This is a genomic window from Pontibacter virosus, assembly GCF_003096355.1.
In the GTDB taxonomy this organism is placed as follows: domain Bacteria; phylum Bacteroidota; class Bacteroidia; order Cytophagales; family Hymenobacteraceae; genus Pontibacter; species Pontibacter virosus.
In genome coordinates this window covers 291,100-317,110 of sequence record NZ_QEKI01000004.1, presented here as the reverse complement: position 1 = coordinate 317,110, position 26,011 = coordinate 291,100, and the positions used below count along the sequence as shown (strand labels likewise).

Sequence of the window (26,011 nt, the reverse complement as noted above, 5' to 3'; positions counted from 1 at the left end):
ACAGGCATAAAGCAGAATTTCCACTATCTTTATGTCAATTTGGCACTGAAACAATCTATGAACTATACACTGAAGAACTTTCTCAACCATCTTTTAATCGGAAACTTGTCGGTAGATGATAGCGACGATCTGATTCCGGTAATCACCACAGACCCTGACGAAGAAATGCTGCCGGAAGACATGCCGGACGAACTGCCTCTACTGGCTGTTCGCAACACAGTATTGTTTCCGGGTGTGGTATTGCCTATTACTGTTAGCCGCAAAAAATCAGTGCGCCTTGTGCGCAAAGCCCACAAAGGCGATAAGATCGTTGGGGTGGTGGCGCAGCGCAACACCAATAGCGACGACCCGTCTGCCGAAGACCTGTACGGGATCGGCACCATGGCCAAGATCCTGAAAATGTTGGTGCTGCCCGATGGCAATACGACCATCATCATTCAGGGCCAGAGCCGTTTCAAAATAGAGGAGGTGACGCAGGAAGACCCTTATCTGTCGGCTAAGGTAAGCTACTGCAAAGACACTTTCCCGAACAAGAAGAGCAAAGAGGTAAAAGCCCTGGTGCACTCGCTGAAAGATGCGGCCGCCAAAATGCTCAAACTCAACCCCGAGATTCCGCAGGAGGCGCAGGTCGCCCTTGATAACATTGACAGCCCGAGTTTCCTGACGCATTTCCTGTCGAGCAACCTGAACGTGGATGTGGCGCAGAAACAGAAGCTGCTGGAAGTGAACGACGGCGTGGAGCGCGGCACGCAGCTCCTCGAGATTATGCTGCGTGAGATCCAGCTGCTGGAGCTCAAGCAAGAAATCCATACCAAAGTGCACACCGACATTGACCAGCAGCAACGCGATTACTTTCTACGTCAGCAGATCAAGGTGTTGCAGGACGAACTGGGGCAGGAGGGACCCGATCAGGAGATCGAGCGCTTCCGCGAGCGTTCCATGAAAAAGAAATGGCCGGAGCAGGTGGCCAAGCATTTCAACAAGGAGATCGAGCGACTGGCCCGCCTCAACCCGCAGGCAGCTGAGTACCCGGTGGCGGTCAACTACCTGGAGTTTCTGCTGGATCTGCCTTGGAACGAAACCACCAAAGATAACTTCAACCTGAAGCGCACCAAAAAGATACTGGACGCCGACCACTACGGTCTGGAGAAGGTGAAGGAGCGCATCATCGAGTACCTGGCCGTGCTCAAGCTGAAAAAGGACATGAAAGCGCCTATTTTGTGCTTGTACGGTCCTCCGGGTGTGGGTAAAACCTCTCTGGGGCGTTCTATTGCTACGGCATTGGGTCGTAAATATGTCAGAATGTCACTGGGCGGCGTGCGCGACGAGGCGGAGATCCGTGGTCACCGCCGTACCTATGTGGGCGCCATGCCGGGCAAGATCATCAGCCAGATCAAAAAAGTAGGCTCTTCCAACCCGGTCATCATCCTCGATGAGATCGACAAACTGGCCTCTGACTTCCGTGGTGATCCTTCTTCGGCTTTGCTGGAGGTGCTGGACCCGGAGCAGAACCATACCTTCATGGACAACTACCTGGACGTGGAGTACGACCTCTCGAAGGTGCTCTTCATTGCCACAGCCAACTCACTGGACACCATTCAGCCTGCCCTGCGCGACCGTATGGAGATCATCGAGCTGACCGGCTATACCCTGGAAGAGAAGACCGAGATCGCGAAGCGCCACCTCGTACCGAAGCAGGTGAGCGAGCACGGTCTGGAGGAAGAAGACGTGAAAATGTCGAAAGCCACGCTTCAGAAAGTAATCGACGACTATACCCGCGAGTCGGGTGTGCGCAGCCTGGAGCGTAAGATCGGGCAACTGGTTCGCAACACGGCCAAGCAAAAGGCGATGGAGGAGAAGTATGCCCCTTCTATCAAACCGGAAGACGTGGTGAAAATTCTCGGTCCGGAGACTTTCGACAAAGAAATCTATCAGGATATTGACACAGCCGGTGTGGTAACAGGTCTGGCCTGGACCTCGGTGGGTGGTGATATTCTGTTCATTGAGTCCATTCTGAGCAAAGGCAAAGGCAAACTGACACTTTCGGGTCAGTTGGGTGATGTGATGAAAGAGTCGGCCATGACGGCCATTTCGTACCTGAAAGCTCACGCCGAGCTATTGGACATCGACTACCGCCTTTTCGACCAATACGACCTGCACATTCACTTCCCGGAAGGCGCCGTGCCAAAAGACGGTCCGTCGGCAGGTATAGCCATCTTCACCTCCATTGCCTCAGTGTTCACGCAGCGCAAAGTGAAGTCGCGCCTGGCGATGACGGGCGAGATCACGCTGCGCGGTAAGGTACTGCCGGTGGGCGGTATAAAGGAGAAAATTCTGGCTGCCAAGCGGGCAGGTATAACCGATGTGATCCTCTGCCAGAAAAACCGCAAAGACATCACGGAGATACCGGATCAGTACATCAAAGGCCTGCACATTCACTATGTAGACCGCGTGGATGACGTGGTGCAGATTGCCTTGCTCAAGCAGAAAGTGAAGCACCCGCTTAATCTGACGGTGTCGGAGGATGTCAAAGGTATAAACATCTAAAGGTGAAACTTGTTGTTCTCCTATTGCTTGCTTTGTTCCTGGGCTTTCCGCTCATGGGATGGGCGCAGGTAGGCGGGCAGCGCGGTTTTCCTTTCTTGCAGTTGCCCGGCAACGCGAAAGTGGCAGCACTTGGGGGCATAAACGTGAGTGCCCCCGGCCATGATGTGAACATGGTGGCATCGAACCCCGCTTTGTTGAGCGAGGCGATGGACCAACAACTTTCCCTGACCTATGTTGGTTACTTAGCTGACATCCGGCAGAGCAATGTGGCCTACGCCTTCAGCACGCCAAGGTATGGCCGCTGGTCCGCCAGCCTGAATTACCTGAACTACGGGGACTTTGTGCAACGCGACCTGACAGGTATGGAAGAAGGCAGTTTTTCAGTCAACGACTATACCTTCAGTCTAAGCCATGCACGGCAGGTAGAGGCCTTTACTCTGGGCGCAACCGCGAAGCTGGCCATTTCGAGTATGGCGGGTGATAAAGCGGTAGGTATACTGGCCGATGTAGGAGGCGCTTTCCGGCACCCCGAGCATGACCTGAACATTGGTATGGCGTTTAAGAATATCGGCTACCAGGTGCGTACCTTTACCGGTGCTGACCGACAGGCCATGCCCTTTGACCTGCAGTTGGGGACAAGCTATAAACCGGAGCACATGCCGGTTCGTTTGTCGCTCACGGCACACCACCTGTACCGTTTTGACGTTGTATACCTGGACCCCAACGCATCGGGCCAGCTCGATGCGAACGGCAACGAGGTAGAAGAGGAAAAGAAACTAAGCGATATGATAGCCCGGCACTTTGTGGTGGGCACAGAGTTTATCTTCAGCAACAACTTTCAGGTGCGGGCCGGATACAACCATTTGCGGCGAAAAGAGCTGCGGCTCGACAGCAACGCTGGTGGTGCTGGTTTCTCAGTAGGAGCCATGCTGCGGGTTCGGGCTTTTGAGTTAAACTACGGTAGTGCCTTATTTCACCCGTCGGGCGGCACACATTATGTTACGCTCAGCACCGACACAGGTACGTTCCTGAAACGTAAGCGTAAAGAGTAAGGCAGCCTATACCTGGTATATGGCTGCCGGGTTTAAATTTTTAAATAGAGAAAATGTTAGATTCAATTGAGCATTTGACCCCAGCCCAGATTGTAGAGGAGCTGGATAAATATATTATCGGGCAGAAAGACGCCAAACGAAACGTAGCCATTGCACTGCGCAACCGCTGGCGCCGCATGAATGCCGACGAGAGCATTCGCCGTGAAATAGTGCCCAACAATATTCTGATGATCGGTGCAACGGGTGTGGGTAAAACCGAAATCGCCCGTCGTTTGGCTAAGATTGCCGATGCGCCTTTCACCAAAGTGGAGGCATCTAAGTTTACCGAAGTAGGCTACGTAGGACGCGATGTAGAAAGCATGGTGCGCGACCTCGTGGAGCAATCGGTGAACATGGTAAAGACCCGGAAAAAGGAAGAAGTGAAGCAGAAAGCCGCCGAGGTGGTGGAAGACATCATCCTCGATGCGCTGATTCCGCCGATTCAGGGTGGCCGCGCAACACCAAGCTTCTCAAGTAGTGCTGATTCGAACGGCATGCCGGACAACGATTATGAACTGAATGAGCGTACGCGCGAGAAATTCAGAGAGAAAATCCGCAACGGGGAGCTGGAAGACCGCAAGATCGAAATCCGTATTCAGCAGAGCGCCATGCCGGGTATAGGTGCTATGGGGCCAGGTATGGACGAGGCTTCGATGATGAACATCCAGGAGATGATCAGCGGCATGATGCCCAAAAAGACCAAAAAGCGCAAAGTGACCATTGCCGAAGCCCGCAAAATTTTGCTGGAGGAAGAAGCCTCCAAGCTGATTGACATGGACGAGGTAAAGGAGGAGGCCATCTTTAAGGCGGAAAACTCCGGTGTGATCTTTATTGACGAGATTGACAAAGTAGCCAGCGCAAGCAACAAAGGCGGAGGTGGTCCCGATGTGAGCCGTGAAGGTGTGCAGCGCGATCTCCTGCCGATTGTAGAGGGCTCTACCGTGAACACCAAGTATGGCGTCATCAACACCGACCACATCCTGTTCATCGCCGCCGGTGCCTTCCATGTGGCCAAGCCGTCGGATCTTATACCTGAATTGCAGGGTCGTTTCCCGATTCGCGTAGAGTTGCAGAGCCTCACCAAGGACGACTTCTACCAGATCCTGAAATTCCCGAAAAATGCCCTGACGAAGCAGTACGAAGCGCTACTGAAAGCAGAGGACGTAGAATTGAGCTTTGCCGACGAAGCTCTGGACGAGATTGCGTCTATCGCCTTTGAAGTCAACTCCGAAGTAGAGAACATCGGTGCCCGCCGTCTGCACACGGTCATGAGCCGCCTGCTCAACGACATCCTCTTCGACGTGCCGGACAAAATAGGCCCCAACGCCCACATCGTCATCAACCGCGAGATGGTGCTGGAAAGGCTGTCTGATATGGTGAAGAACCGTGATCTGAGCCAATATATTCTTTAAGTTTAGGAGTTTTAGAGTTGGGAAGTTGAAGTGTAGCGAGGTTACATGGTAACGTCGTGGTGCTACGAAGCATTTCCGTTTCATTGTAGAGACAGGTCACCACCTATCCGAAGCGGACACGGACTTTTGGAGGTGCTGCCACATGAGCATATCCTGTGACTCTTAAAATAAAGCTGTTTTACAGCTCGTGAAAACAAAAGCTGGAGTTTCTGTGAAGGCAGGGGCACCAGCTTTTTTGTTTGCAGAAACATCTGCTACCGGGTTTAGGTATAATCAATACACGATCTAAAAATTGTATGTTTAGAACAGCTCTTAACTCCTAAACCCTCAAACTCCTAAACTTCCATGAACTACTACTTCATCACCGGAACAAGCAAAGGTATAGGCAAGGCGATTGCCGAAGAACTGCTGCAGGACGAGAATAACTTTGTAATCGGGGTTTGCCGCAACAGCACCATACAGCACAAAAACTACCGGCATCAGCCGCTTGACTTTTCGGATATACCTGCCGTAGAGCACAACCTGCACAAAGTGTTTGTTCCTTATAGAGACGCTCAGAAGCTTGTGCTGATTAACAATGCAGGCGTTTTGGGCGACATTGGCTATGTGGGCGAGGGGATGCCAAACGAGCGTTTTGAATTCGTGTTTGATATCAACGTGATCGTGCCGGCTATGCTGATGAACAGCTTTCTGTATGTATACAGGCCACTGCAGGTTCCCAAAGTGATAGTGAATGTTAGCTCAGGGGCTGGAAGATACCCAATAGATGGCTGGGCTAGCTACTGCGCTTCCAAAGCGGCGATCGATATGCTATCGCAGACGATACAGCAGGAACAGAATGTGCGTGCCTCTGGCGTGCGGGTATTCTCTTTGTCACCGGGCGTGGTAGACACCGCCATGCAGGAGCATATTCGGGAAAGCGACGCGCAGAAATTCAGTAACGTGCAACGATTTATAGATTATAAAGAACAAGGGGAACTGGCCTCACCGGAAGAAGTGGGCCGCAAAATCGTCTGGTTCCTAGATAACACTGACGATTTTGATGACGTGTTGGTATCGGTGCGGGATATGGAGGTATAGCGCTTAAAGCATTTTCTTAACCAACTAGAGATATAACAGACAGCATAGGGATTATCTTGAAGCCTTGCCATACCGGCTGGGCTTTTTTATGGTGCCCGGCAGGTATACCTACCAATGAAATGGATAGTTACAGGTAGAACTCAGTTTAATTATAAACTCCTGATTTGATTGCCCTTAACCTGCTGATACTTAAAAATATAGACTTTATACTAAAGTTTGCTAAATTGATATAGTTATGCTAAATTAGTATACCTGATTTCAAAAGCCGCTATACCTTAGTCCTTTATGAAGAAACCCCTTTGTCCTCGCTGCAGTGCTCTGGAAGTCGTGAAGAGCGGCATCATCAACGACAGGCAGCGTTACCGCTGTAAAAAGTGCAGTTATTACTTCACAGTGAATAAACTTGGGAAGGGGATTGACAGCTATTACGTAACCAAGGCCCTGCAGCTTTACATCGAAGGCATCAGCTACCGCGAGATTGAGCGGATTCTGGGCATAAGCCACGTTTCGATCATGAACTGGGTGCGCAAGTACAAAATCAAGGCTCCGGAGCAGACTGAGTATCACCCCACCTACAAAATCCTGAACCACACCGAACTGGTAGAGCATATGAAGAACAGCGCCAACCTAAAAGGCGCCGGCATGATGATCACCGAACTCGGAGACAAGTACATGATGATTAAGTGGAAGCGGTTTAAGGATTAGGTGCATTGTTAAATTGTTAATGGTTAAATTGTTGTTCTAGGGTAGGGTCGTTTCAGATTTAAGAAAACAGGCTAAAAACTTACTGTCATTCTGATAGGAAACTTGGTTGAAATCGAGAGCCCGCCACACAGGCGAAGTTATAAAACACCATAAGTTACTATACCTGCAACAGCCGCAGCTACAATACATAGCAAGCTATACCTATATCAGAGACCCCTAAATATCAGATATAAGCATGTACGCCCCATTATGTATACCAATTTACCAAATATATACACCTCTTCACCCTTTTTCATAAATCTTCCTTAAAATAGATAAAGAATTCGGGGAAACAGCTGACCTCTCTTCACCTTAACATTTAGTATTCCAAATGAAAAAACTGTTACTATATGTAGCGGCAGGGCTGATGCTTTGCTGCGCAGGAAGGAGTGCGTCTGCTCAAGGCTCCACAGAATATGGCGCAGGCATTAAACTGCCTATTAACGAAGACGGGTCAAAGTACATTCGTTTTATCACCTGGCACCAGGTATGGGTTAGGTATAACGAGCACAACTCGGGCACGATCCGCAACGGCGAGCCTGTCGACAACACCCTGGACTTCGGTTTGCGCCGTTCCCGTTTCCTGACTTACTCTCAAATCTCCCCTCGATTCCTGGTGCTCATGCACTTTGGTATCAATAACCAGAATGCGGTTAGTGGGGGTGTGAACCCGGGCCTGGATGGCAAGAAGCCGCAGATCTTCATTCACGATGCCTGGACCGAGTATAAGGTGTTCGACAAGGCGCTTTCCATTGGGGCGGGTCTGCACTACTGGAACGGTGTGTCGCGCAGCACCAGCGCCAGTACGCTCAATTTCATGGCCATCGACGCGCCGATTTTCAACTGGGCTACCATCGATGCCGCCGACCAATTTGCTCGTATGCTAGGCGTGTACGCTAAAGGTAAATTGGGTAAGCTCGATTACCGCATGGCCGTAAACGATCCTTTCCTGACAAACACGGCAGAGGCGATCGGGCCAAATGCCAACTACAATCCAAAGAACAACAACAAAGTATACCAAGGCTACTTCAACTGGCAGTTCCTGGAGCAGGAATCGAACTTGCTTCCTTTTATGGTGGGCACATACCTGGGCACGAAGCGCGTGTTTAACATCGGCGCAGGCTTTATGCACAACAGCGACGGCATGTGGCGCGAACAGAATACCATCAATGGTTTCATAACGGAAAAAGAAGACATCAACCTGTTTGGTGTGGACGCTTTCCTGGACCTGCCGCTCAACACCGAAACCAACACGGCCCTGACAGCTTATGGTGTGTACTACAACTATGATTTTGGGAGAAACAATGTCCGAAACATTGGCATCATGAACCCGGCGCAGGGCGGGGGCGGCCTTCGTGGCAATGCCTTCCCGACTATTGGCACGGGCGATATTCTGTACGGACAGGTGGGCTACTTGCTACCCAAAGATTTAATTACCGAGAAAGCCCGTTTGCAACCATACGCTGCTTATAGCTACGGCAGTCTGGATGGCGTGCAGAACAGCCGTGGCGAGAAAGTGCCCGTGAAAGTGCTTGACCTGGGTGCCAACCTCTTGCTCGAAGGGCACCACTCCAAACTCACGCTCAATTACCGCAACCGGCCTGATTTCACGAACCCAGACAACCTGAAGTACCGACCTGAAATCACGCTACAGGCCATGATCTACTTATAACAGAACCTCAAAAAACAAATCGCTATACCCATGGAAAATAACAAGAACAGAATGCAGGAGTACTGGCAGCGCAACGTGCGCATCCTCCTGACGCTATTGGGCCTTTGGTTCGCCGTGTCCTATGTCTTCGGCATTTTGCTCGTCGACGAGCTCAACCAGTTCCGGCTGGGCGGCTTTAAGCTGGGCTTCTGGTTTGCGCAACAGGGCTCCATTTATGTGTTTGTGCTGATCATCTTCATCTATGTGTGGCTGATGAACAAGCTCGACCGCGAATTTGACGTGCACGAAGACTAATCTCCCACCACAAAACACTTAAGACAATGGATATCTTAACCTGGACATACATCATCGTGGGCCTCACGTTCGCCCTCTACATCGGTATCGCCATCTGGTCGCGTGCCGGCTCTACAAAAGAATTTTACGTGGCAGGTGGCGGCGTTTCGCCATTGGCCAACGGTATGGCAACTGCTGCTGACTGGATGTCGGCTGCCTCGTTCATCTCCATGGCGGGCCTGATCTCGTTTATGGGCTACGACGGCTCGGTATACCTGATGGGCTGGACGGGCGGCTACGTACTGCTCGCTTTGCTGCTCGCCCCGTACCTGCGCAAGTTTGGCAAGTTTACGGTGCCTGATTTTGTGGGTGACCGCTATTACTCCAAGACCGCCCGTCTGGTGGCCGTTATCTGCGCCATCTTCATCTCCTTTACCTATGTGGCAGGCCAAATGCGCGGCGTTGGCATCGTGTTCTCCCGCTTCCTCGAAGTACAGATTGAAACAGGCGTAATCATCGGTATGATCATCGTGTTGTTCTACGCCGTGTTGGGTGGTATGAAAGGCATCACCTATACCCAGGTGGCGCAGTATTGCGTGCTGATCTTTGCCTACATGGTACCTGCCATCTTCATCTCGATGATGCTGACCGGCAACCCGATCCCACAGCTTGGTTTGGGAAGCACCTTGGCCGACGGCACCTACCTGCTCGATAAACTGGACGGTTTGCTTCCGGAGCTTGGTTTCACCGCCTACACCGATGGCAGCAAAGCAACGATTGATGTGTTCTTCATCACAGCGGCCCTAATGGTGGGCACAGCGGGTCTGCCGCACGTGATCGTGCGTTTCTTCACAGTGCCAAAAGTAAAAGACGCTCGTATGTCGGCGGGTTATGCGCTGGTGTTCATTGCCATATTGTATACAGCGGCTCCTGCCGTGGGTGCTTTCGGAATGTACAACATGCTGCAAACCACTAGCAACCAGGAGATAGCAGCCATGCCGCAATGGGTGAGCAACTGGCAGAAAACAAAGCTGATTGGCGTGGACGATAAAAACGGGGATGGTCGCATCCAGTATGTGAAAGACCCAGTAGTGAATGAACTGACAATAGACAAAGACATCATGGTACTGGCTAGTCCGGAAATTGCGCAGTTGCCTAACTGGGTGATTGCCTTGGTAGCAGCAGGTGGTTTGGCAGCAGCCTTATCCACAGCAGCTGGTCTGTTGCTGGTTATCTCAACTTCCATCGCCCATGACTTACTTAAGAAGTCTGTGATGACCGGGATATCTGAAAAGCAAGAACTGATTGCAGCCCGTATCGCAGCAACTTTCGCAGTAGTAATAGCTGGTTATTTCGGCATCAACCCTCCGGGCTTTGTGGCCGAGGTAGTAGCCTTCGCCTTCGGTCTGGCGGCGGCTTCATTTTTCCCTATCATCATAATGGGCATTTTCTCGAAGCGCATGAACAAGCAGGGCGCGATCTGGGGTATGGTCTCAGGCTTGCTGTTTACGATCAGCTACATCTCCTATTTTAAGTTCATCAACCCAGCTGCCAACCTACCAGAAAACTGGTTCATGGAGATCTCTCCGGAAGGCATCGGCACGGTAGGTATGGTGATCAACTTCATCGTGTCATTTATCGTGTCCCGCTTCACACCAGCCCCACCAGCCCACATCCAGGAGCTGATCGAGGATATCCGTATCCCAAGAGGTGCCGGCGAGGCAGTGGCGCATTAAGATTGGATGGTTAAATTGTTAAATGGTTAAATTGTTGGGTGGTTGATTCGGTGCTTTTCGCCAGTCAGCCATTCGGCAGTTTGCTGGTACGCAAAGAGCGATCATCCCCCTGGCCCTTTAAAAGGGGGTTTCCTTGCACGATGATTCTCCTCTGGGGGAAGGGGCACTCGACAAAGAGAAGGGCAAGGGTGTGTTATAGCATCGGCCTGACCTCCCTTCAACCAAGATCCTTTCAGGATGACAGGTGGAGAAGCAAAGTCCCCTTAGGGGTAAGGGCACTTGACAGAGAAGGGGCCAAAGGGATGACAAACGTGCACCAGCAGCCAGAGCCCAATAGATACTTTACATTCGCGAAATACTAGCGAAGGTATAAGCAACTTTCTAAATTTAACTTCCAAGCATAAAACAACTCACTCAATCACTAAATCACTCATTCACTAACTGAAAACCATGCGTGACCGCTCCAAAGGCAGACGACTCTTTTTCATCAGTGCCTTGTTTATGGTGCTGTTGAACTTTCCGGTGCTTTCGATTTTCAATTCGGGAGCGACGGTGAGCGGTGTGCCGGTGCTATACCTGTACATGATGGTAGTGTGGCTTGTGTGCATTGCGGCGATTGCGTTTTTCATTAACCGGCAGAACCCCAGAAAGGAGCGGAAATAACCATGAACTACTGGCTTGTCATTGGTGTGTCGTTTTTCTACCTGGCTTTGCTCTTCGGGCTGGCCTCGTGGGCAGAAAGGCGTTCGGCTGCGGGCAGGAGTTTTGTGGGAAATCCCTACATCTATGCACTTTCCATGGCCGTGTACTGCACCGCCTGGACCTATTATGGTTCGGTGGGAAGGGCTGCCACAACAGGGCTGGGCTATCTGGCGATTTACATCGGTCCGACGCTGATGGCGCCGCTTTGGTGGGTGGTGCTGCGCAAGATCATCCGCATCTGCAAGGTGCAGCGCATTACGACCATCGCCGATTTTATCTCGTCGCGCTATGGCAAGAACATCACGCTGGGCAGCATCGTCACCTTCATCTGTGTGCTTGGTATTATACCTTACATTTCTATCCAGCTCAAAGCCATTGCCAGTAGTTTGGATATACTCACGGGTGCTAACGAAGTGGGTCGTAGTCCGCTGTTTGGCGATACGTCCTTCTTCATTACACTGGGCTTGGGTCTGTTCACGATTGTATATGGCACGCGGCACGTGGAGGCTACTGAGCGACACGAAGGTATGGTCACAGCCATTGCCTTTGAGTCGCTTTTCAAGCTGGTCATTTTCATTGTGGCGGGTGTTTTTGTGACCTACGGCGTGTTCAACGGCTTCGGCGATATCATGCAACAGGCCACGCAACTGCCCGACTTCGAGCGACTGATGACCTTCGATAATGATAGCGGCTTTTCGCAGTGGTTCTGGATGGTGGTGCTTTCCATGCTGGCGGTTCTGTTTCTGCCGCGCCAATTCCAGGTGGCCGTGGTCGAAAACGTGAACGAACAGCACCTGAACAAGGCCATGTGGCTGTTTCCGCTATACCTGTTCGCCATCAACATCTTCGTGTTGCCCATCGCCTTTGGCGGCGACTTGCTTTTCAATGGCGCCAACGTAGACGCTGACATGTTTGTGCTGGCTATACCTTTGAGCGAGGGTAAATCCATACTTGCGCTAATGGTATACCTGGGTGGCTTTTCGGCGGCCACGAGTATGGTCATTGTGGCCACGATCGCCCTTAGCGTGATGGTCAGCAACAACCTGGTGATGCCGCTTCTGGTAGGTATACCTGCCATCAAGAACAACTACCAGAACCAGCTCACCAAAATCTTACTCTTCAGTCGCCGGTTCGGTATACTGGTGGTTCTGCTACTGGCCTACCTGTACTACAAAGGTGTGGCTGAATATTACTCTTTGGTGGAAGTAGGGCTGGTGTCCTTTGCGGCGGTAGCACAGTTTGCGCCGGCCATTATCGGGGGTATTTTCTGGAAAGAGGGGACTAAGAACGGGGCGCTGGCAGGTATAGTAGTCGGCGCTGTGGTTTGGTTTTATACTTTGGTGGTGCCGTCGATGGTGGGCGTGGGTATGCTGCCGGGCTCTATCTTGGAGAACGGTCCGCTCGGTATAGCGTGGCTCAAACCTTTCGAGTTGTTTGGCCTGCAAGGCATGGATTACATCTCGCATGCCATGTTCTGGAGCATGTTTCTGAACGTGGGACTCTACATCGGCGTGTCGCTGCTGAGCAAGCAAACGTCGCAGGAACGCAACCAGGCCGAGGTGTTTGTAGACATCTTCAAGTATTCTACCGTGTTCGAAAGCTCCATTGTCTGGAAGGGCACGGCGTATATACCGGATATCAAATCCTTGCTGGTCAACTTCCTGGGGGAGAAAAAGGCAGAGGTGGCGATGAAAGCCTACAAACGAAAATACCCTGAGCCGGAAGACGAATCAGGCAAGGCCGATCCGAAGCTGGTGACATACGCAGAGAAGGTCTTGTCAGGTGTCATTGGGTCTTCTTCGGCCCGCATCATGGTGTCGTCGGTGGTGAAGGAGGAGGAAATCAGTATCGACGAGGTGCTCAACATCCTGAAAGAATCCCAGCAACTGATCTCGATCAACAACGAACTGCGCCGCAAATCCATGGAACTGCGACGAGCCACCGAGCAATTGCGCAGCGCCAACGAAAGGCTGAAGCAAATCGACGAACTGAAAGACGAATTCCTCTCCACGGTCACACACGAGCTGCGCACGCCGCTGACTTCGATTCGGGCACTTTCTGAAATTCTCTACGACAACCCCGAGATGGAGCGCGAAGACCAGGAGCATTTCCTACAGACCATCGTGAAGGAATCGGAACGGTTGACACGACTGATTACGCACGTGCTGGATTTGGAACGCTTCGAATCTGGCAAGCAAAAGCTTAACCTGGCGCCTGTGCAAATAGAGGAAGTAGTGCGCGAATCGGTGCAGACGCTTGAGCAACTGGTGCAGGAAAAAAATATTGATTTGGTGGTGGACGTGCAGCACAATCTGCCAAGCATCAACGGCGACAGAGATCGCTTGATACAGGTGCTGGTTAACCTGATTTCCAACGCCATCAAATTCTGCAACCCCGAGCAGGGCCGCATTATCGTGTCGGGCTACTACATCGACGGCGACATTAAAGTGAACGTGGTGGACAACGGCAAGGGCATCGACCCTGAGTTTCACAAACAGATATTCGACAAGTTTTACCAGGCCCAGAACCAGAACATCCGCAAACCCGAGGGCAGCGGGCTGGGGCTGCCTATCAGCAAAAAGATAATTGAATCGCACCAGGGGCACATTTGGGTGGAGAGTGAACTGGGCAAAGGGGCCAAGTTTTCGTTCGTGCTGCCCGTGAAAGTAAATGTGCCCGCAAACGTATAAGACTATGAGTACCAAAGAGAAATTGAAGGTGTTGGTCGTGGATGATGAACCGAGTATCCTGATGCCGCTGGAGTTTTTGATGCGCAAGAACGGCTACCAGGTATACATTGCCCGCAACGGTACCGAAGCCATGGAGAGTGTGGACAAGGAGCGCCCCGACGTGGTGTTGCTTGACATTATGATGCCCGACGTGGATGGCTACGAGGTGTGCCGCCACATACGCGGGCAGGAAAACATGAACGGGGCCAAGGTGATCTTCATGAGCGCCAAGACCAAAGACGCCGACATCAAGAAAGGCTACGACGTGGGGGCTGACCTGTACATCCCGAAGCCCTTTTCGACACGCTTCCTGATGGAGAAGATCAAGGAGCTGACACAGAGTTAATCGCAATAAAAGACGCAGGAGATATGGAAAGCTTAACCCAAACCAACAGCTCGTATGCCGAGGCCTACGAAAGAAGCATACAGGACCCCGAAGGATTCTGGGGCGAACAAGCGCGGCAGATTGCGTGGTTCGAGGAGCCGAAGCAAATCCTGACCACCGATGAGAACGGTTTCTACCGCTGGTTTGCGGGCGGCAAGCTTAATACCGCTTATCTGGCGCTGGACTACCACGTAGAGAACGGCCGAGCTGACCAGACCGCCCTGATCTACGACTCACCGGTGACCAACACCATCCGCAAGTACAGCTATCGCGAGTTCCGCGACATGGTGGCCCGCTTTGCCGGTGCATTGCGTGGTTTAGGGGTGAACAAAGGCGATACCGTGGTGATTTACATGCCGGTTATACCCGAGGCCGTAGTCGCGATGCTGGCCTGCGCCCGACTGGGAGCCATCCACTCGGTGGTGTTCGGTGGCTTTGCGCCGCACGAGCTCACCGTGCGTATCGACGATGCCCGTCCAAAGGTGGTTATCTCCGCTTCCTGCGGCATTGAGTTCGATAAGTACATTCCGTATAAGCCCTTGCTCGACAAAGCCCTGAGTGACAGCAAGCACAAGCCGGAGCATACCATCATTTTGCAGCGCCCCTACGTGGAAGCCGAGATGCAACCGGGCCGCGACCTCGACTACGTGGACGTGCTGCAGAAGGCGCAACCCATCGATCCGGTGCCGGTAGACGCCCACGACCCGCTGTACATTCTCTATACCTCTGGCACTACTGGCAAACCCAAAGGCATCGTACGCGACAACGGCGGCCATGCAGTGGCGCTCAAGTTCAGTATGAAAGCCGTGTATGGCGTGGACCCGGGCGATGTGTTCTGGGCCGCGTCGGATGTGGGCTGGGCCGTAGGGCACTCGTACCTGGTATACGCCCCGCTGATTCATGGTTGCACCACGGTGCTCTTCGAAGGTAAACCCGTGCGCACCCCGGATGCCGGCACGTTCTGGCGCATCATCATGCAGCACGACGTAAAAGTGCTTTTCACCGCCCCAACCGCCATCCGCGCCATCAAAAAAGAAGACCCCGACGGGATAGAAAAAATCAAGTACGACCTGCCTTCGCTCAAGTACCTGTTCCTGGCCGGAGAGCGCTGCGACCCCGCCACTTACTACTGGGCAAAGGATTTACTGCGCATACCTGTAGTCGACCACTGGTGGCAAACCGAATCGGGCTGGCCGATGGTGGCCAACATGGTGGGCTATGGAATAAAGCCAGCCAAACCGGGTTCTGCGGGTTTGCCGGTGTGCGGGTATAAAGTGGAGATTCTGGGTGAAGAAGGACAGGAGCTTATACCTGCGCAGGAAGGCTACGTGGCGGTGAAGCTGCCGCTGCCTCCGGGTTGCCTGCCCACCTTGTGGGAAGACAATGATCGCTTCTACAAATCCTATCTCGACCGCTTCCCGGGCTATTACATGACCGGCGATGGGGGATATATGGACGAAGAAGGCTATATTTATATCATGGGTCGCATTGACGATGTCATCAACGTGTCCGGTCACCGTCTCTCAACTGGAGAGATGGAAGAGATGGTCGCCTCACACCCTGCTGTAGCCGAATGCGCCGTGGTAGGTATAGCCGACGACCTGCGCGGACAGCGTCCGATTGGTTTGGTGGTGCTAAAAGACGGGCAGCATATCAGCGAACAGCAAATCGAGCAAGAGCTGATTTCCCTGATTCGGGAGAAGATCGGAGCGGTAGCTTACTTCCGTAACGCCCTGATCGTAAAGCGCCTGCCCAAGACCCGATCCGGCAAGATCCTCAGAAAGATCCTGCGTAACATCGCCGACGGGGTGCACTACGCTATACCTTCCACCATCGACGACCCGGCTATACTCACCGAGATTCACGATGACCTGAAGGAGCGGAAGATTGGGAATGCTTTTTTGGAGTGAGTTTTAAAATAGGGGTGACCATCGTTCCCAAGTTCCCCTTCTCGGAGGGCCAAGTTCATTCAAATAAGACAGACTCAAAAATCATTGTCATTCTGTTAAGAAACTTGGTTGAAATAGAGGGCCCCTACCCCCGGGAGGTTAAGCCTTTACTACTAGCGAGGGTAGGGGCCCTCTTTACCAAGATCCTTTCAGGATGACATAAAAAGTAGGATGAACTAATCCTATTCCTTGGAGGGGCAGGTTAATCACAAAGAAGCCCCAATTTTTTAATCAGAACATAAACATTAATCACCAATAACAAACCGATACCATGCCTAACATTCAAATTAAAACTTATCAGGAATACGAGGAGGCCTATAAGCGCAGCATAGATGACCCGGAAGGATTCTGGTCCGATATAGCGAGCACTTTTACGTGGCGCAAAAAATGGAACACGACGTTGGAGTGGAATTTTGAAGAGCCGAACATCAAGTGGTTTAAGGGCGGCAGGCTGAATATCACCGAAAACTGCCTCGACCGCCATTTGAAAACCCGCGGAAACAAACTGGCCCTAATCTGGGAGCCCAACGACCCGAAAGAAAGATTTGTGCGCTATACCTACCGCGAACTCCACGAGAAGGTATGCCAATTCGCCAACGTACTCAAGAAGAACGGTGCCAAGAAGGGCGACCGCATCTGTATTTACATGCCGATGATCCCGGAGTTGGCTTTCGCTGTTTTGGCTTGCGCCCGCATTGGGGCGATCCATTCGGTGGTGTTCGCCGGTTTCTCCGCCGTAGCTATGGCCGACCGCATCAACGATGCACAGTGCAGCATGGTGCTCACCTCTGACGGTCTGAACCGCGGCGCAAAACAGATTCCGGTGAAGCGTGTGGTGGACGAGGCTTTAGAGCGCTGCGATTCCGTGCAAAAAGTGATTGTGGTAGAGCGTTTGGGCTGGGCTGTGAACATGGTCGAAGGTCGCGACGTGTGGTACCACGACGAAGTACAGGGAGTGAGCAAAGACTGTCCGGCCGAAGAAATGGATTCAGAAGACATGCTCTTCATTCTCTATACCTCCGGCTCCACGGGCAAACCCAAAGGGGTGGTGCATACCTGCGGCGGTTACATGGTATACGCCCAGTACAGCTTCAGTAACGTGTTCCAGGTGCAGGAAAACGACATCTACTGGTGTACCGCCGACGTCGGCTGGGTTACGGGGCATACCTATTTGCTCTACGGTCCGCTCTTGTCAGGCTCTACCTCGCTGATGTTCGAAGGCGTGCCTACTTACCCGGACATGGGCCGCTTCTGGCAGGTAGTCGATAAGTTTGGCGTGAACATTTTCTATACCGCTCCAACGGCCATTCGCTCGCTGATGGGTGGTGATATTGACGATGTGCTGTCCTATAGTCTGGACTCACTCAAAGTGCTGGGCTCAGTAGGCGAACCGATTAACGAAGAGGCCTGGCACTGGTATCATACCCACGTGGGCAAGGAGCGTTGTCCGTTGGTAGATACCTGGTGGCAGACCGAGACCGGCGGCATCATGATATCCTCCCTTGCCAATGTGACGCCCACCAAGCCTGCCCATGCGGCATATCCATTGCCCGGGGTCCAGCCAATTCTGGTGGATGCTGAGGGCAAAGAAATAACTGAGAACGAAGTGGAAGGATACCTCTGCATGAAGTTCCCTTGGCCGGGCATCATCCGCACCACCTACGGCGACCACGAACGCGCCCGCCTGAGCTACTTCTCCACCTACAAAGGTCTGTACTTTACGGGTGACGGTGCCAAGCGCGACAAAGACGGTCTGTACCGCATCATCGGCCGTGTGGACGACGTGATCAACGTGTCCGGTCACCGCTTTGGTACGGCCGAAATCGAGGAAGCCATCAACCACAACGATCACGTGGTGGAGTCGGCTGTAGTAGGGTATCCGCACGACGTGAAAGGGCAGGGGATTTACGCCTTTGTTATCTGCAAAGAAGTACCGGAGCGCGAGGATTACCTGCGTGCTGAAATCATCGAAACGGTAGTGGAGAAGATCGGCAAGATTGCCAAGCCAGACAAGATTCAGATCGTGAGCGGTCTGCCAAAAACCCGCTCGGGTAAGATCATGCGTCGAATACTCCGCAAAGTGGCCGAGGGCGACACTTCTAACCTGGGCGATACTTCTACCTTGCTTGATCCGGATGTAGTGGATGAAATCAAAGCGGGTGCTTTGTAAGTTTTTTAATTGATAAGTTTAGTTGATTGCGTAAAGTCCTGCGGCGTGTGTTGCAGGACTTTTGCGTTTCAGCCTCTTGCAATCCTCTGCCCAAAACCGTATCTTCAACAGGTATAAATCCAAGCTATGAAGCCCTCCAACGTCATACAAGAACGCGTCCACGAGTTTCTGAATGCCTACCCGCCCTTCAACCTGATCGACACCGAAAATCTGCGGGCTTTGGCGAGGCAGGTGCGGGTGTTGTACCTAGAGCCGGAACAAGTGCTCTTCTCGCAGGGCGATGCAGCGCACGAACACTTTTACGTTGTTCGGCAAGGCTCTGTGAGGTTGGAGCAGGCAACCGAAATCGGTAAACCGAAGCTACTCGATGTGTGCGACGAGGGGGATGTGTTTGGGGTGCGGGCGCTGATCGCAAAAAAGAATTACTCTTCCACGGCTACCTCTGCAGAGGAGTCGTTGGTGTACGCTATACCTATCGCGGCCTTCGATCCAATCCTCACCGAGAACCCGCAGGTGGCGCTGTACTTTGCGGCGGGTTTTGCGGCAGGGCAGCCGGTGCAGAATCCCACCCTGCGCGATGCGCAACGAGCACGTATTGGCCTGAGCACCATCGCACCTTCGTCCATACCGCTGCACCTCGAAGACGCTCTCAGGATCGATACGGCTAAAAGCATTGTAGCTTGTCCGCCTGATACCTCTATCCGGCTGGCCGCCCAGATGATGAGCGACAGGGATTCCAGCTTCATGATGGTGATCGACACCGAAGAACGGCCACTGGGTATTCTGACCGACACGGACCTGCGCCGTCAGGTAGTGGCCGGGCACGTGGCCATCGACGATCCGGTAAAGGTGATCATGTCATCGCCCGTCATCACGACCGTGCCTAATCCGCCGATGGCAGATGCGCTGATCAACATGATTCGGAACAAGGTGAAGCACCTCTGCGTGACGACCGACGGCACCGTGAACTCCAAGGCCTTGGGGGTGCTCACCGAGCACGACCTGTTGCTGGCACAGGGCAACAACCCGGCCGTGCTGATTTCCGAGATCCGCCAGACCCGCGACATTGCTTCACTGCCAGGTATACGCGACCGTGCTGAGGAGCTGTTGCTGAAGTACCTGGAGCAGGAGGTGAGCATTTCATTCATCGCTAACATCATTACCGAGATCAACGACGCGATCATTGTGCGGGCGCTGCAGCATGCCGAAAAGGAGCTGGGCGAGCCGCCGGTGCACTATTGCTGGCTATCGCTGGGCAGCGAGGGGCGCGAAGAGCAACTCCTGCGCACCGACCAGGACAATGCCTTGGTGTTTGAAGACAAGAGTATCGCACTGGAAAAGGAGTACCAGGAATACTTTGTGAAACTGGCCGCTATCGTGCGCGATATCATGGTGCAATGCGGCTTCGAGAAGTGCCCTGCCGACATGATGGCCAGTAACCCGAAGTGGTGTCAGCCCCTACATACCTGGAAGCAGTACTTCTACAACTGGATACACGAGCCGACCGAGGAGGCGCTGATGCACACTTCCATTTTCTACGACTACCGTCCTGTGTACGGTGACTTCAGCCTGAGTCGGCAGCTGACAGACTACATCTACGACAACATCCAGCAGGAGCGCATTTTCCTGCCTTTCCTGGCGAAGCATGCGCTGCAGAGTCCGCCGCCGCTGAGCTTTTTCCGTAACTTTATTGTGGAGCGTGGAGGGGAGCACAAAGACCAGTTCGATATCAAACTGCGCGCTATGACCCCGCTTGTGGATGCCGCCCGAGTACTGACCTTAGACAACCGCATTGCCGGCGAGAACAACACCTTCAAACGCTTTGCAAAACTGGCTGAGTTGGAGCCGCAAAATGCCGAGCTGTACCGCGAAGCTGCCATGGCCTATGAGATCATGATGCGCTTCCGGGCACTCAACGGTTTGCGGAACAAAAACTCAGGTCGCTACCTTAATCCTAATCAACTCAACAAGCTGGAGCGGCAGACGCTTCGCAGCACCTTCAAACCGATCAGCGACATTCAGGAGCTCCTGCAGGTGCGCTTCCAACTTAATTACCTCGGCTAATGGAGTGGCTGAAAGAGTTAATACATCAACTGCAGCCAGTCGATAAGAACGCCCCGGCTTTCTGGCACAGGTATAGCACTGCGCTAAAAGAACAAGCATCGGGGGGCACCCCGCTTGCCGAAGCCGAGTTTGTGGTATTCGATACAGAGACCACCGGTCTGGATCAACGCAGGGACAAAGTGCTTTCCATGGGTGCCATCAAGGTGCGCAGTTTGCAGGTGCTCGTGTCAGACACCTTCGAATGCCTGGTGCAGCAGGAGGGGGCGCCCTCCACCAAAAGTGCCGAAGTGCATGGTTTGCTCTCTAAAGAACTTGAGGGAGGTATAGCGGAGCAGGAAGCTGTGGAGGGTTTTATTGATTTTATCGGGAACGCCATTTTGGTCGGGCAGCATGTGGCCTTCGATATTGCCATGGTCAACCAAATGCTGAAACGGCAAGGTATAAGCGGCAAGCTCCGAAACCGCTCCGTCGACACGGCACACCTGGCCATCCGGTTGGAGCGGCGCCACGCGGATAGCCATACCTTGAAAACAGGTGAGTATAGTTTAGATGCTCTCTGCGAAAGGTATAACCTGCCCTCCGACGACCGCCATACCGCCTCCGGTGATGCTTTTGCCACAGCCTTGCTTTTGCTCAAGTTGCTCTCGCTGGCAAAAAAACGGGGGATAGCGACCGTTGGAGAGTTGTTGAAGGGCTAGGGGATTAGTTTTATATAGACAGAAGCCTATATTTTAAACGCTGCTAAGCTGATGGCTCACCGTAAAAGCATAGCTTTACCAGAACTGAATTAAATTCAATTTAAAATCATAACCCAATGAAAAAACCTCTACACCTGATCTGCTTACTGGCGCTTGTAATTTCGGGCTTCACAATAAACAAATCAAAGCCCACCGATTACCTCAACATACCTGGGCCAATCAACTTTAATGAAACGGCTTTCAATCTGGCATGGTCTTCAAATCCTACACCTACATATTTCAAGCAAGAGTACATACCTGCCGGAGAGGTAGTTGAAAGGTATAGCCAGATGATCCTGGTAGAAGCTGTGTATGGAGACCTAACCGTAGAAGATGCGGTGAGGGCTCAGGTGAATGTGATTCAGCAAAGAAAGAAAACAGACGAAGTAGCCCAGTATCAAATCATCGAGAATCCCAATACAGGAGAAATTATCCTTGATTTTTTGATGAGCGCCGGCACTAAAAAGAAGCTGGATGTGGTAGAATGGAATGCGTATCGCTATAAAGGATTTCAAGATGAAAAAGGGCGAAAAGGAATTCTGCTGTTTGCCTTGAGCAGACGTGGCTACAACGATAATATTACGCCTTTTCTGAAAGGACTGAAGGATGAACGAATAAACTTTATAAATCTGCTGGGGGCGTACGAAATGCCTGTTGTCAGAGTTAATCAATAGCCAAGATCATGCCTTTGGAATGAAAGGATTCATGTAGGCTAGTCGTTATATCATTTGCTAGCCAAAACCTATTTCCGACGTACACGCTTAGATGATCAGTAAATTTTTCAGTATGAGAACATTCTTCCTGAGTCTCCTATTAAGTCTGGCTTTGACTTTAGGAGCCAGCGCCCAAGAAACAATTCTGCTCAAAGACTACTTTCGGGAATTGAAACAAGTGGAAGTGACCATACAGGGGCAAACGTATAATTTTCTGTTCGACACCGGCGGAGGCGAAACCTTTGTATCGCCCGAAGTGGCCAGGAAACTTGGCCGAACTGTATATGGCCGTGGCACCGCCTACCGGATGAGGGGGGAGCGTTTCAGCTATGAGAAAATGGATTCTGTTGCGATGCAGGTAGGGAAAGTGTCTTTTCCTGCTGCCACGGTGGGCGTTTGGGACGTCATGGGCATTTTGCCGGAAGGGCTTCCTAAAGTGGATGGCGTACTCTCGCTCAAAACCTTTCGGGACAAAGTGCTCACGATTGACCTGGCTGCCAATCAACTGACGCTGGAGACGGCAACCTCACTCAGAAGGCAGCGCAACAGACTTACACCACTAACAAGCCGCTTCGCGAGTGGGCTGGATGGGAACGAGCTCACTATTTTCCTGGAAGTTCCACGCCAGGGCCGCGCCTATTGGTTCCTCTTCGACACCGGCAACATCAGCGAACTGCTCCTGTCGCACCACACGGCCGCTGAATGGGGCCTGCAGAACGACACTACCTCCCAGCGCATCCAGCTTAACCCCATCGCCTTGCAGCTAGGAAATCGAAAGCTGGTGAGCCGGGCAGCCGCCGAGCGAATTCTTTATGACGGGGTGCTCAATTACAATCTGATCGGCCAGGCCAAATTCACCATCGATTTCAAGGCCAAAGAGGTATGGATGCATTGATGCTGCCACTTTCAGTGCCTAATGAGTATATTGCCAAATCGCAATAGTACCAACATCTGTTTAACTAATACTCAAATAACCCTGATTTTATGAAAAAACATCTTCTAGTATTCGCCCTTGGTGCTTTACTAATGGCCAGCTGCAACAGCACGCCCGACACGGAGGAAACAACCATAACCAAACCCGAAGCTGATACGGCACCCGCCGACACAGCTGGAGTGGAAATGGACAACACAAGAGTAGAAATAGAAGAAGCTGCTGCCGAAGTAGATTCCTTGTTGAACGAAATTTAACCGATAGCACATCATGAAAAACAGCATTACCAAAAACATAGGCGTGGGCCTGGCCCTTGGCCTGAGCATACTCGCTACCGATACGGCATTAGCCCAGCAAGCAAGAGGCAACGCAAATAAAAATGCCACTGAAGTAGAAGAGGAGCTGGATGCTCGCGAGAGAAACCAAAACGCCAGAGCCAATAAGGACAACCAAAAGGGCGGTCAAAAAGATAACCAGGGCAAGGATAAGCAGGAGCGTGAGCAGCGCGACCGCGCTCAGGCGCAAGGGAAGCAAGGCCAGCAAGCTGACAACTCAGGCAAGGGCAATGCTTATGGCCAGGAGAAAGGTGACCAGAGTGGCCGTGAATTTGGGCAGAACAGAGCGGCTGAAGCCCGTATGACTGGCGAGCAAAGAAAAGCCCAACTCGTTACGACAGTTGATGAAGGAGACAGCAAGGTAAAAGAAGCGAGGGGCCGGATTGCAAAGGCGAAAGACGAATTGGAAAAAAACAGAAGATCTGGAAAGATTTCTAATGCGGAAGTGGATGAAAGAAGAGCCGCCATTGAACGGGCGGAAAACGCCGTGCGCGTACTCGAAGAGAGAGTGAATGCCGGCAGAGCCATATTGCAGTGATAAATTAAATACCGCCATACCTGTTCAACCTGCAACGGCTGCGCATCTAAAGCCTGGCTGTTGCAGGCTTTTTGTAGGCATTACTTATTGTCTTTAAATTGAATTCCCCTATACCTTATCTTTGCTCAGAATTAGATTTTAAATAAGCTTAACCTATGTCCAGAAAAGCTTTTAATGCGGAAGGAGCAGTCGCCGTAGGCCCCTATTCCCATGCAGTAGCATCGGGAGAACTGGTTTTCCTGTCAGGTCAGACTCCGATTGACTCCAGTACAGGCAAGCTGGTGCAAGGCGACATTGCCGCGCAGACAGAGCAGTGCTTTCAAAACTTGTTTCAGGTGCTCAACTCCGCCGGTCTTGGCCCTGACGATGTGGTAAAGGTGAACGTCTTCCTGACCGATATGGCCAATTTTGAGGCGATGAACAAGGTATACGCCGGCAAGTTTGCTAGGCCATACCCGGCCCGTACCACCATTGGAGTGGCTTCGCTTCCGCTGGGGGCGCAGGTAGAGATAGAGATGATCGCCAAACGGAAATAGCATGATGGTCGACGAAAAACACAACCCCTGGACCACCCTATCCAGCAAAGAGATTTACCAGAACCCCTGGATCAAAGTGCGCGAAGACCAGGTACTCAACCCACGTGGTGGCGAAGGCATTTACGGCGTGGTCAGCTTCAAGAACAAAGCCATCGGCATTATACCCGTTGATGATGAAGGCTATACCTACCTGGTGGGGCAGTACCGCTATGCGCTCAACGAGTACAGCTGGGAAATACCGATGGGCGGCGGCCTGATCGAAAACGACATCCTGGCTTCGGCGAAGCGCGAGCTGCAGGAGGAAACCGGCTTTACGGCCGAAAAATGGACCAACATTGCCCGTTTGCATACCTCCAATTCTGTTACAGATGAAGAGGGTTTTGTTTTTCTGGCACAGGAACTAAAGGCCGGTGAAACCGCTTTTGAAGAAACGGAGGAGCTTCACATCCGGCGCGTGCACTTTGAGGAGGCTGTGCGCATGGTCATGGACAACGAAATTACCGATGCCATCAGCGTGGCAGGTATACTCAAAGCGGCCATTCTGCTGCAGCAGGACAAGTAATCAGGCAAAGCCTGTTTGCCCGAGCGCCTCTGATTGATAACTGGTGGATTATTCTTACATTTGAAGGCATGAAAGCGCTTAAATACCTGTCCCATCGCCTCTACACAACCTGGTGTGTCACCTGGTTCGTGATGCCGTTTGTGGTCACGTATCCGTTTCAGGCAGTGCTTATTCGCAAGCAGCGCTGGTACCCGCACGTGCACGGCATCAACCGCTTCTGGTCCTCATCGGCCCTGCGCATGTTCCTGGCGCCGCTGCAGGTGGAGTGGCGTATGCGCTTCGACCGAAACAAACAGTATATATTCACGCCGAACCACAGCTCATACCTCGACATACCGCTTTTGCTGCATGCCATTCCGGGTTTTATTAACTTTGTCGGGAAAAGCTCGCTCACCAAAATACCGCTCTGGGGCAAGGTGTACGAAAAGCTATACATTGCCGTAGACCGCAAGAGCGCGATCAGCAGTGCCAAGAGCTACATCCAATCCGTGCGCACGCTGGAGCAGGGGCGCAACCTGGTGATCTTTCCGGAGGGCACCATACCGCCCACGGCCGGGGAGGAGCTGTTGGCTTTTAAGGACGGGCCTTTTCGCCTGGCGATAGAAAAGCAGTTGCCGGTGGTGCCGGTTACCATGCCTTACAACCACAAGTTTCTGCCCGATCTGGAGGGCAAGCTAAAGGTGCGCTGGCATCCGCTTAAAATTGTGATTCACCAGGCGATCGAAACCAAGGGCATGACGCTGCAGGACCTGCCCGCCCTGAAACAGAGAGTATTTCATATTATTCAGAAGGAACTTACGAAACATAACAAGACAGATGTCAACCGATATACAAACCATTAGAAAGATCGCGCACTTGGCCCGATTAGAGTTTAATGAAGAAAAAGAGCAGGAGATGCTGCAGGACCTGAACAAGATCCTGAACTGGGTGGATCAGCTTCGCGAACTCGACACCGAGAACGTAGAGCCGCTCATTCACATGTCAGAAGAGGTGAATGTGATGCGCGAAGACCTGGCGCAGAACACGGTATCGCATGATGAAGCGCTCAAAAACGCACCAAAGAAAGACTCCGATTATTTCAGAGTACCGAAAGTGCTCGAATAAT

The 26,011-nt window shown here is 52.1% G+C and carries 23 protein-coding genes; all 23 read left to right on the top strand.

What is annotated here, in order from left to right; all coding sequences use genetic code 11:
- Positions 1-57: 57 nt before the first annotated feature.
- The 23 genes from lon to gatC all read left to right on the top strand — a co-directional run bounded on the left by lon (position 58) and on the right by gatC (position 26,010).
- Entirely contained in the window at positions 58-2,547 is a 2,490-nt protein-coding gene (lon, locus tag C8E01_RS08500; protein WP_116543035.1) for an endopeptidase La, read from the top strand.
- Between the two features lie 2 nt (positions 2,548-2,549).
- On the top strand, positions 2,550-3,599 hold the full coding sequence (gene porQ / locus C8E01_RS08495) for a type IX secretion system protein PorQ (RefSeq protein WP_243409483.1): 1,050 nt from the start codon (positions 2,550-2,552) through the stop codon (positions 3,597-3,599).
- Positions 3,600-3,652: 53 nt separating this feature from the next.
- A complete protein-coding gene (gene hslU / locus C8E01_RS08490) occupies positions 3,653-5,050 on the top strand; it encodes an ATP-dependent protease ATPase subunit HslU (protein ID WP_116542932.1) in 1,398 nt (465 codons plus the stop codon).
- Positions 5,051-5,395: 345 nt separating this feature from the next.
- Positions 5,396-6,130 carry an SDR family NAD(P)-dependent oxidoreductase gene (locus tag C8E01_RS08485; RefSeq protein WP_116542931.1) on the top strand — a complete coding sequence of 245 codons (735 nt, stop codon included), beginning with the start codon at positions 5,396-5,398 and terminating at the stop codon, positions 6,128-6,130.
- 285 nt (positions 6,131-6,415) lie between these two features.
- The gene (locus C8E01_RS08480; RefSeq protein ID WP_116542930.1) at positions 6,416-6,835 is read left to right on the top strand and encodes an IS1/IS1595 family N-terminal zinc-binding domain-containing protein; all 420 of its coding nucleotides are present in this window, start codon (positions 6,416-6,418) and stop codon (positions 6,833-6,835) included.
- A gap of 370 nt (positions 6,836-7,205) precedes the next feature.
- The gene (locus tag C8E01_RS08475) at positions 7,206-8,546 is read left to right on the top strand and encodes a hypothetical protein (RefSeq protein ID WP_116542929.1); all 1,341 of its coding nucleotides are present in this window, start codon (positions 7,206-7,208) and stop codon (positions 8,544-8,546) included.
- 30 nt (positions 8,547-8,576) lie between these two features.
- Positions 8,577-8,840 carry a DUF4212 domain-containing protein gene (locus C8E01_RS08470; RefSeq protein ID WP_116542928.1) on the top strand — a complete coding sequence of 88 codons (264 nt, stop codon included), beginning with the start codon at positions 8,577-8,579 and terminating at the stop codon, positions 8,838-8,840.
- A gap of 26 nt (positions 8,841-8,866) precedes the next feature.
- A complete protein-coding gene (locus tag C8E01_RS08465) occupies positions 8,867-10,555 on the top strand; it encodes a sodium:solute symporter family protein (RefSeq protein ID WP_116542927.1) in 1,689 nt (562 codons plus the stop codon).
- Between the two features lie 450 nt (positions 10,556-11,005).
- The gene (locus C8E01_RS08455) at positions 11,006-11,218 is read left to right on the top strand and encodes a hypothetical protein (RefSeq protein ID WP_116542925.1); all 213 of its coding nucleotides are present in this window, start codon (positions 11,006-11,008) and stop codon (positions 11,216-11,218) included.
- 2 nt (positions 11,219-11,220) lie between these two features.
- Positions 11,221-13,947: an ATP-binding protein gene (locus C8E01_RS08450; RefSeq protein WP_116542924.1), complete on the top strand. Its 2,727-nt coding sequence runs from the start codon at positions 11,221-11,223 to the stop codon at positions 13,945-13,947.
- A 4-nt stretch (positions 13,948-13,951) separates the two neighbouring features.
- On the top strand, positions 13,952-14,332 hold the full coding sequence (locus C8E01_RS08445; protein ID WP_116542923.1) for a response regulator transcription factor: 381 nt from the start codon (positions 13,952-13,954) through the stop codon (positions 14,330-14,332).
- A gap of 23 nt (positions 14,333-14,355) precedes the next feature.
- Positions 14,356-16,281, top strand: coding sequence for a propionyl-CoA synthetase (locus C8E01_RS08440; RefSeq protein WP_116542922.1), 1,926 nt, complete (start codon positions 14,356-14,358; stop codon positions 16,279-16,281).
- Positions 16,282-16,591: 310 nt separating this feature from the next.
- The gene (gene acs, locus C8E01_RS08435) at positions 16,592-18,490 is read left to right on the top strand and encodes an acetate--CoA ligase (protein WP_116542921.1); all 1,899 of its coding nucleotides are present in this window, start codon (positions 16,592-16,594) and stop codon (positions 18,488-18,490) included.
- 126 nt (positions 18,491-18,616) lie between these two features.
- Positions 18,617-20,554 carry a DUF294 nucleotidyltransferase-like domain-containing protein gene (locus tag C8E01_RS08430; RefSeq protein ID WP_116542920.1) on the top strand — a complete coding sequence of 646 codons (1,938 nt, stop codon included), beginning with the start codon at positions 18,617-18,619 and terminating at the stop codon, positions 20,552-20,554.
- Positions 20,554-21,252 (top strand): 3'-5' exonuclease, encoded by a 699-nt coding sequence (locus tag C8E01_RS08425; RefSeq protein ID WP_116542919.1) that lies wholly within the window; start codon positions 20,554-20,556, stop codon positions 21,250-21,252. Before C8E01_RS08430 ends, C8E01_RS08425 begins: the two co-directional genes overlap by 1 nt.
- Positions 21,253-21,368: 116 nt before the next feature.
- On the top strand, positions 21,369-21,965 hold the full coding sequence (locus tag C8E01_RS08420) for a hypothetical protein (protein WP_116542918.1): 597 nt from the start codon (positions 21,369-21,371) through the stop codon (positions 21,963-21,965).
- Between the two features lie 112 nt (positions 21,966-22,077).
- Complete coding sequence (locus tag C8E01_RS08415) at positions 22,078-22,899, top strand: retropepsin-like aspartic protease (protein ID WP_165820598.1); 822 nt, start codon at positions 22,078-22,080, stop codon at positions 22,897-22,899.
- Positions 22,900-22,988: 89 nt separating this feature from the next.
- On the top strand, positions 22,989-23,192 hold the full coding sequence (locus C8E01_RS08410) for a hypothetical protein (RefSeq protein ID WP_116542916.1): 204 nt from the start codon (positions 22,989-22,991) through the stop codon (positions 23,190-23,192).
- A 13-nt stretch (positions 23,193-23,205) separates the two neighbouring features.
- Positions 23,206-23,808 (top strand): hypothetical protein, encoded by a 603-nt coding sequence (locus tag C8E01_RS08405; protein ID WP_116542915.1) that lies wholly within the window; start codon positions 23,206-23,208, stop codon positions 23,806-23,808.
- A gap of 155 nt (positions 23,809-23,963) precedes the next feature.
- A complete protein-coding gene (locus C8E01_RS08400; protein WP_116542914.1) occupies positions 23,964-24,344 on the top strand; it encodes a RidA family protein in 381 nt (126 codons plus the stop codon).
- Between the two features lies 1 nt (position 24,345).
- Entirely contained in the window at positions 24,346-24,906 is a 561-nt protein-coding gene (locus C8E01_RS08395; protein WP_116542913.1) for an NUDIX domain-containing protein, read from the top strand.
- A gap of 68 nt (positions 24,907-24,974) precedes the next feature.
- Positions 24,975-25,748 carry a lysophospholipid acyltransferase family protein gene (locus C8E01_RS08390; RefSeq protein WP_243409482.1) on the top strand — a complete coding sequence of 258 codons (774 nt, stop codon included), beginning with the start codon at positions 24,975-24,977 and terminating at the stop codon, positions 25,746-25,748.
- A complete protein-coding gene (gatC, locus tag C8E01_RS08385; protein ID WP_116542911.1) occupies positions 25,723-26,010 on the top strand; it encodes an Asp-tRNA(Asn)/Glu-tRNA(Gln) amidotransferase subunit GatC in 288 nt (95 codons plus the stop codon). The genes C8E01_RS08390 and gatC overlap by 26 nt, the downstream gene beginning before the upstream one ends.
- Position 26,011: the final 1 nt, after the last annotated feature.

Excerpts from the sequence above, each read along its gene's own strand:
- lon (WP_116543035.1), top strand. The coding sequence starts at position 58 with ATGAACTATACACTGAAGAACTTTCTCAACCATCTTTTAATCGGAAAC.
- hslU (WP_116542932.1), top strand. The coding sequence starts at position 3,653 with ATGTTAGATTCAATTGAGCATTTGACCCCAGCCCAGATTGTAGAGGAG.
- C8E01_RS08485 (WP_116542931.1), top strand. The coding sequence starts at position 5,396 with ATGAACTACTACTTCATCACCGGAACAAGCAAAGGTATAGGCAAGGCG.
- C8E01_RS08480 (WP_116542930.1), top strand. The coding sequence starts at position 6,416 with ATGAAGAAACCCCTTTGTCCTCGCTGCAGTGCTCTGGAAGTCGTGAAG.
- C8E01_RS08475 (WP_116542929.1), top strand. The coding sequence starts at position 7,206 with ATGAAAAAACTGTTACTATATGTAGCGGCAGGGCTGATGCTTTGCTGC.
- C8E01_RS08470 (WP_116542928.1), top strand. The coding sequence starts at position 8,577 with ATGGAAAATAACAAGAACAGAATGCAGGAGTACTGGCAGCGCAACGTG.
- C8E01_RS08465 (WP_116542927.1), top strand. The coding sequence starts at position 8,867 with ATGGATATCTTAACCTGGACATACATCATCGTGGGCCTCACGTTCGCC.
- C8E01_RS08455 (WP_116542925.1), top strand. The coding sequence starts at position 11,006 with ATGCGTGACCGCTCCAAAGGCAGACGACTCTTTTTCATCAGTGCCTTG.
- C8E01_RS08450 (WP_116542924.1), top strand. The coding sequence starts at position 11,221 with ATGAACTACTGGCTTGTCATTGGTGTGTCGTTTTTCTACCTGGCTTTG.
- C8E01_RS08445 (WP_116542923.1), top strand. The coding sequence starts at position 13,952 with ATGAGTACCAAAGAGAAATTGAAGGTGTTGGTCGTGGATGATGAACCG.
- C8E01_RS08440 (WP_116542922.1), top strand. The coding sequence starts at position 14,356 with ATGGAAAGCTTAACCCAAACCAACAGCTCGTATGCCGAGGCCTACGAA.
- acs (WP_116542921.1), top strand. The coding sequence starts at position 16,592 with ATGCCTAACATTCAAATTAAAACTTATCAGGAATACGAGGAGGCCTAT.
- C8E01_RS08430 (WP_116542920.1), top strand. The coding sequence starts at position 18,617 with ATGAAGCCCTCCAACGTCATACAAGAACGCGTCCACGAGTTTCTGAAT.
- C8E01_RS08425 (WP_116542919.1), top strand. The coding sequence starts at position 20,554 with ATGGAGTGGCTGAAAGAGTTAATACATCAACTGCAGCCAGTCGATAAG.
- C8E01_RS08420 (WP_116542918.1), top strand. The coding sequence starts at position 21,369 with ATGAAAAAACCTCTACACCTGATCTGCTTACTGGCGCTTGTAATTTCG.
- C8E01_RS08415 (WP_165820598.1), top strand. The coding sequence starts at position 22,078 with ATGAGAACATTCTTCCTGAGTCTCCTATTAAGTCTGGCTTTGACTTTA.
- C8E01_RS08410 (WP_116542916.1), top strand. The coding sequence starts at position 22,989 with ATGAAAAAACATCTTCTAGTATTCGCCCTTGGTGCTTTACTAATGGCC.
- C8E01_RS08405 (WP_116542915.1), top strand. The coding sequence starts at position 23,206 with ATGAAAAACAGCATTACCAAAAACATAGGCGTGGGCCTGGCCCTTGGC.
- C8E01_RS08400 (WP_116542914.1), top strand. The coding sequence starts at position 23,964 with ATGTCCAGAAAAGCTTTTAATGCGGAAGGAGCAGTCGCCGTAGGCCCC.
- C8E01_RS08395 (WP_116542913.1), top strand. The coding sequence starts at position 24,346 with ATGATGGTCGACGAAAAACACAACCCCTGGACCACCCTATCCAGCAAA.
- C8E01_RS08390 (WP_243409482.1), top strand. The coding sequence starts at position 24,975 with ATGAAAGCGCTTAAATACCTGTCCCATCGCCTCTACACAACCTGGTGT.
- gatC (WP_116542911.1), top strand. The coding sequence starts at position 25,723 with ATGTCAACCGATATACAAACCATTAGAAAGATCGCGCACTTGGCCCGA.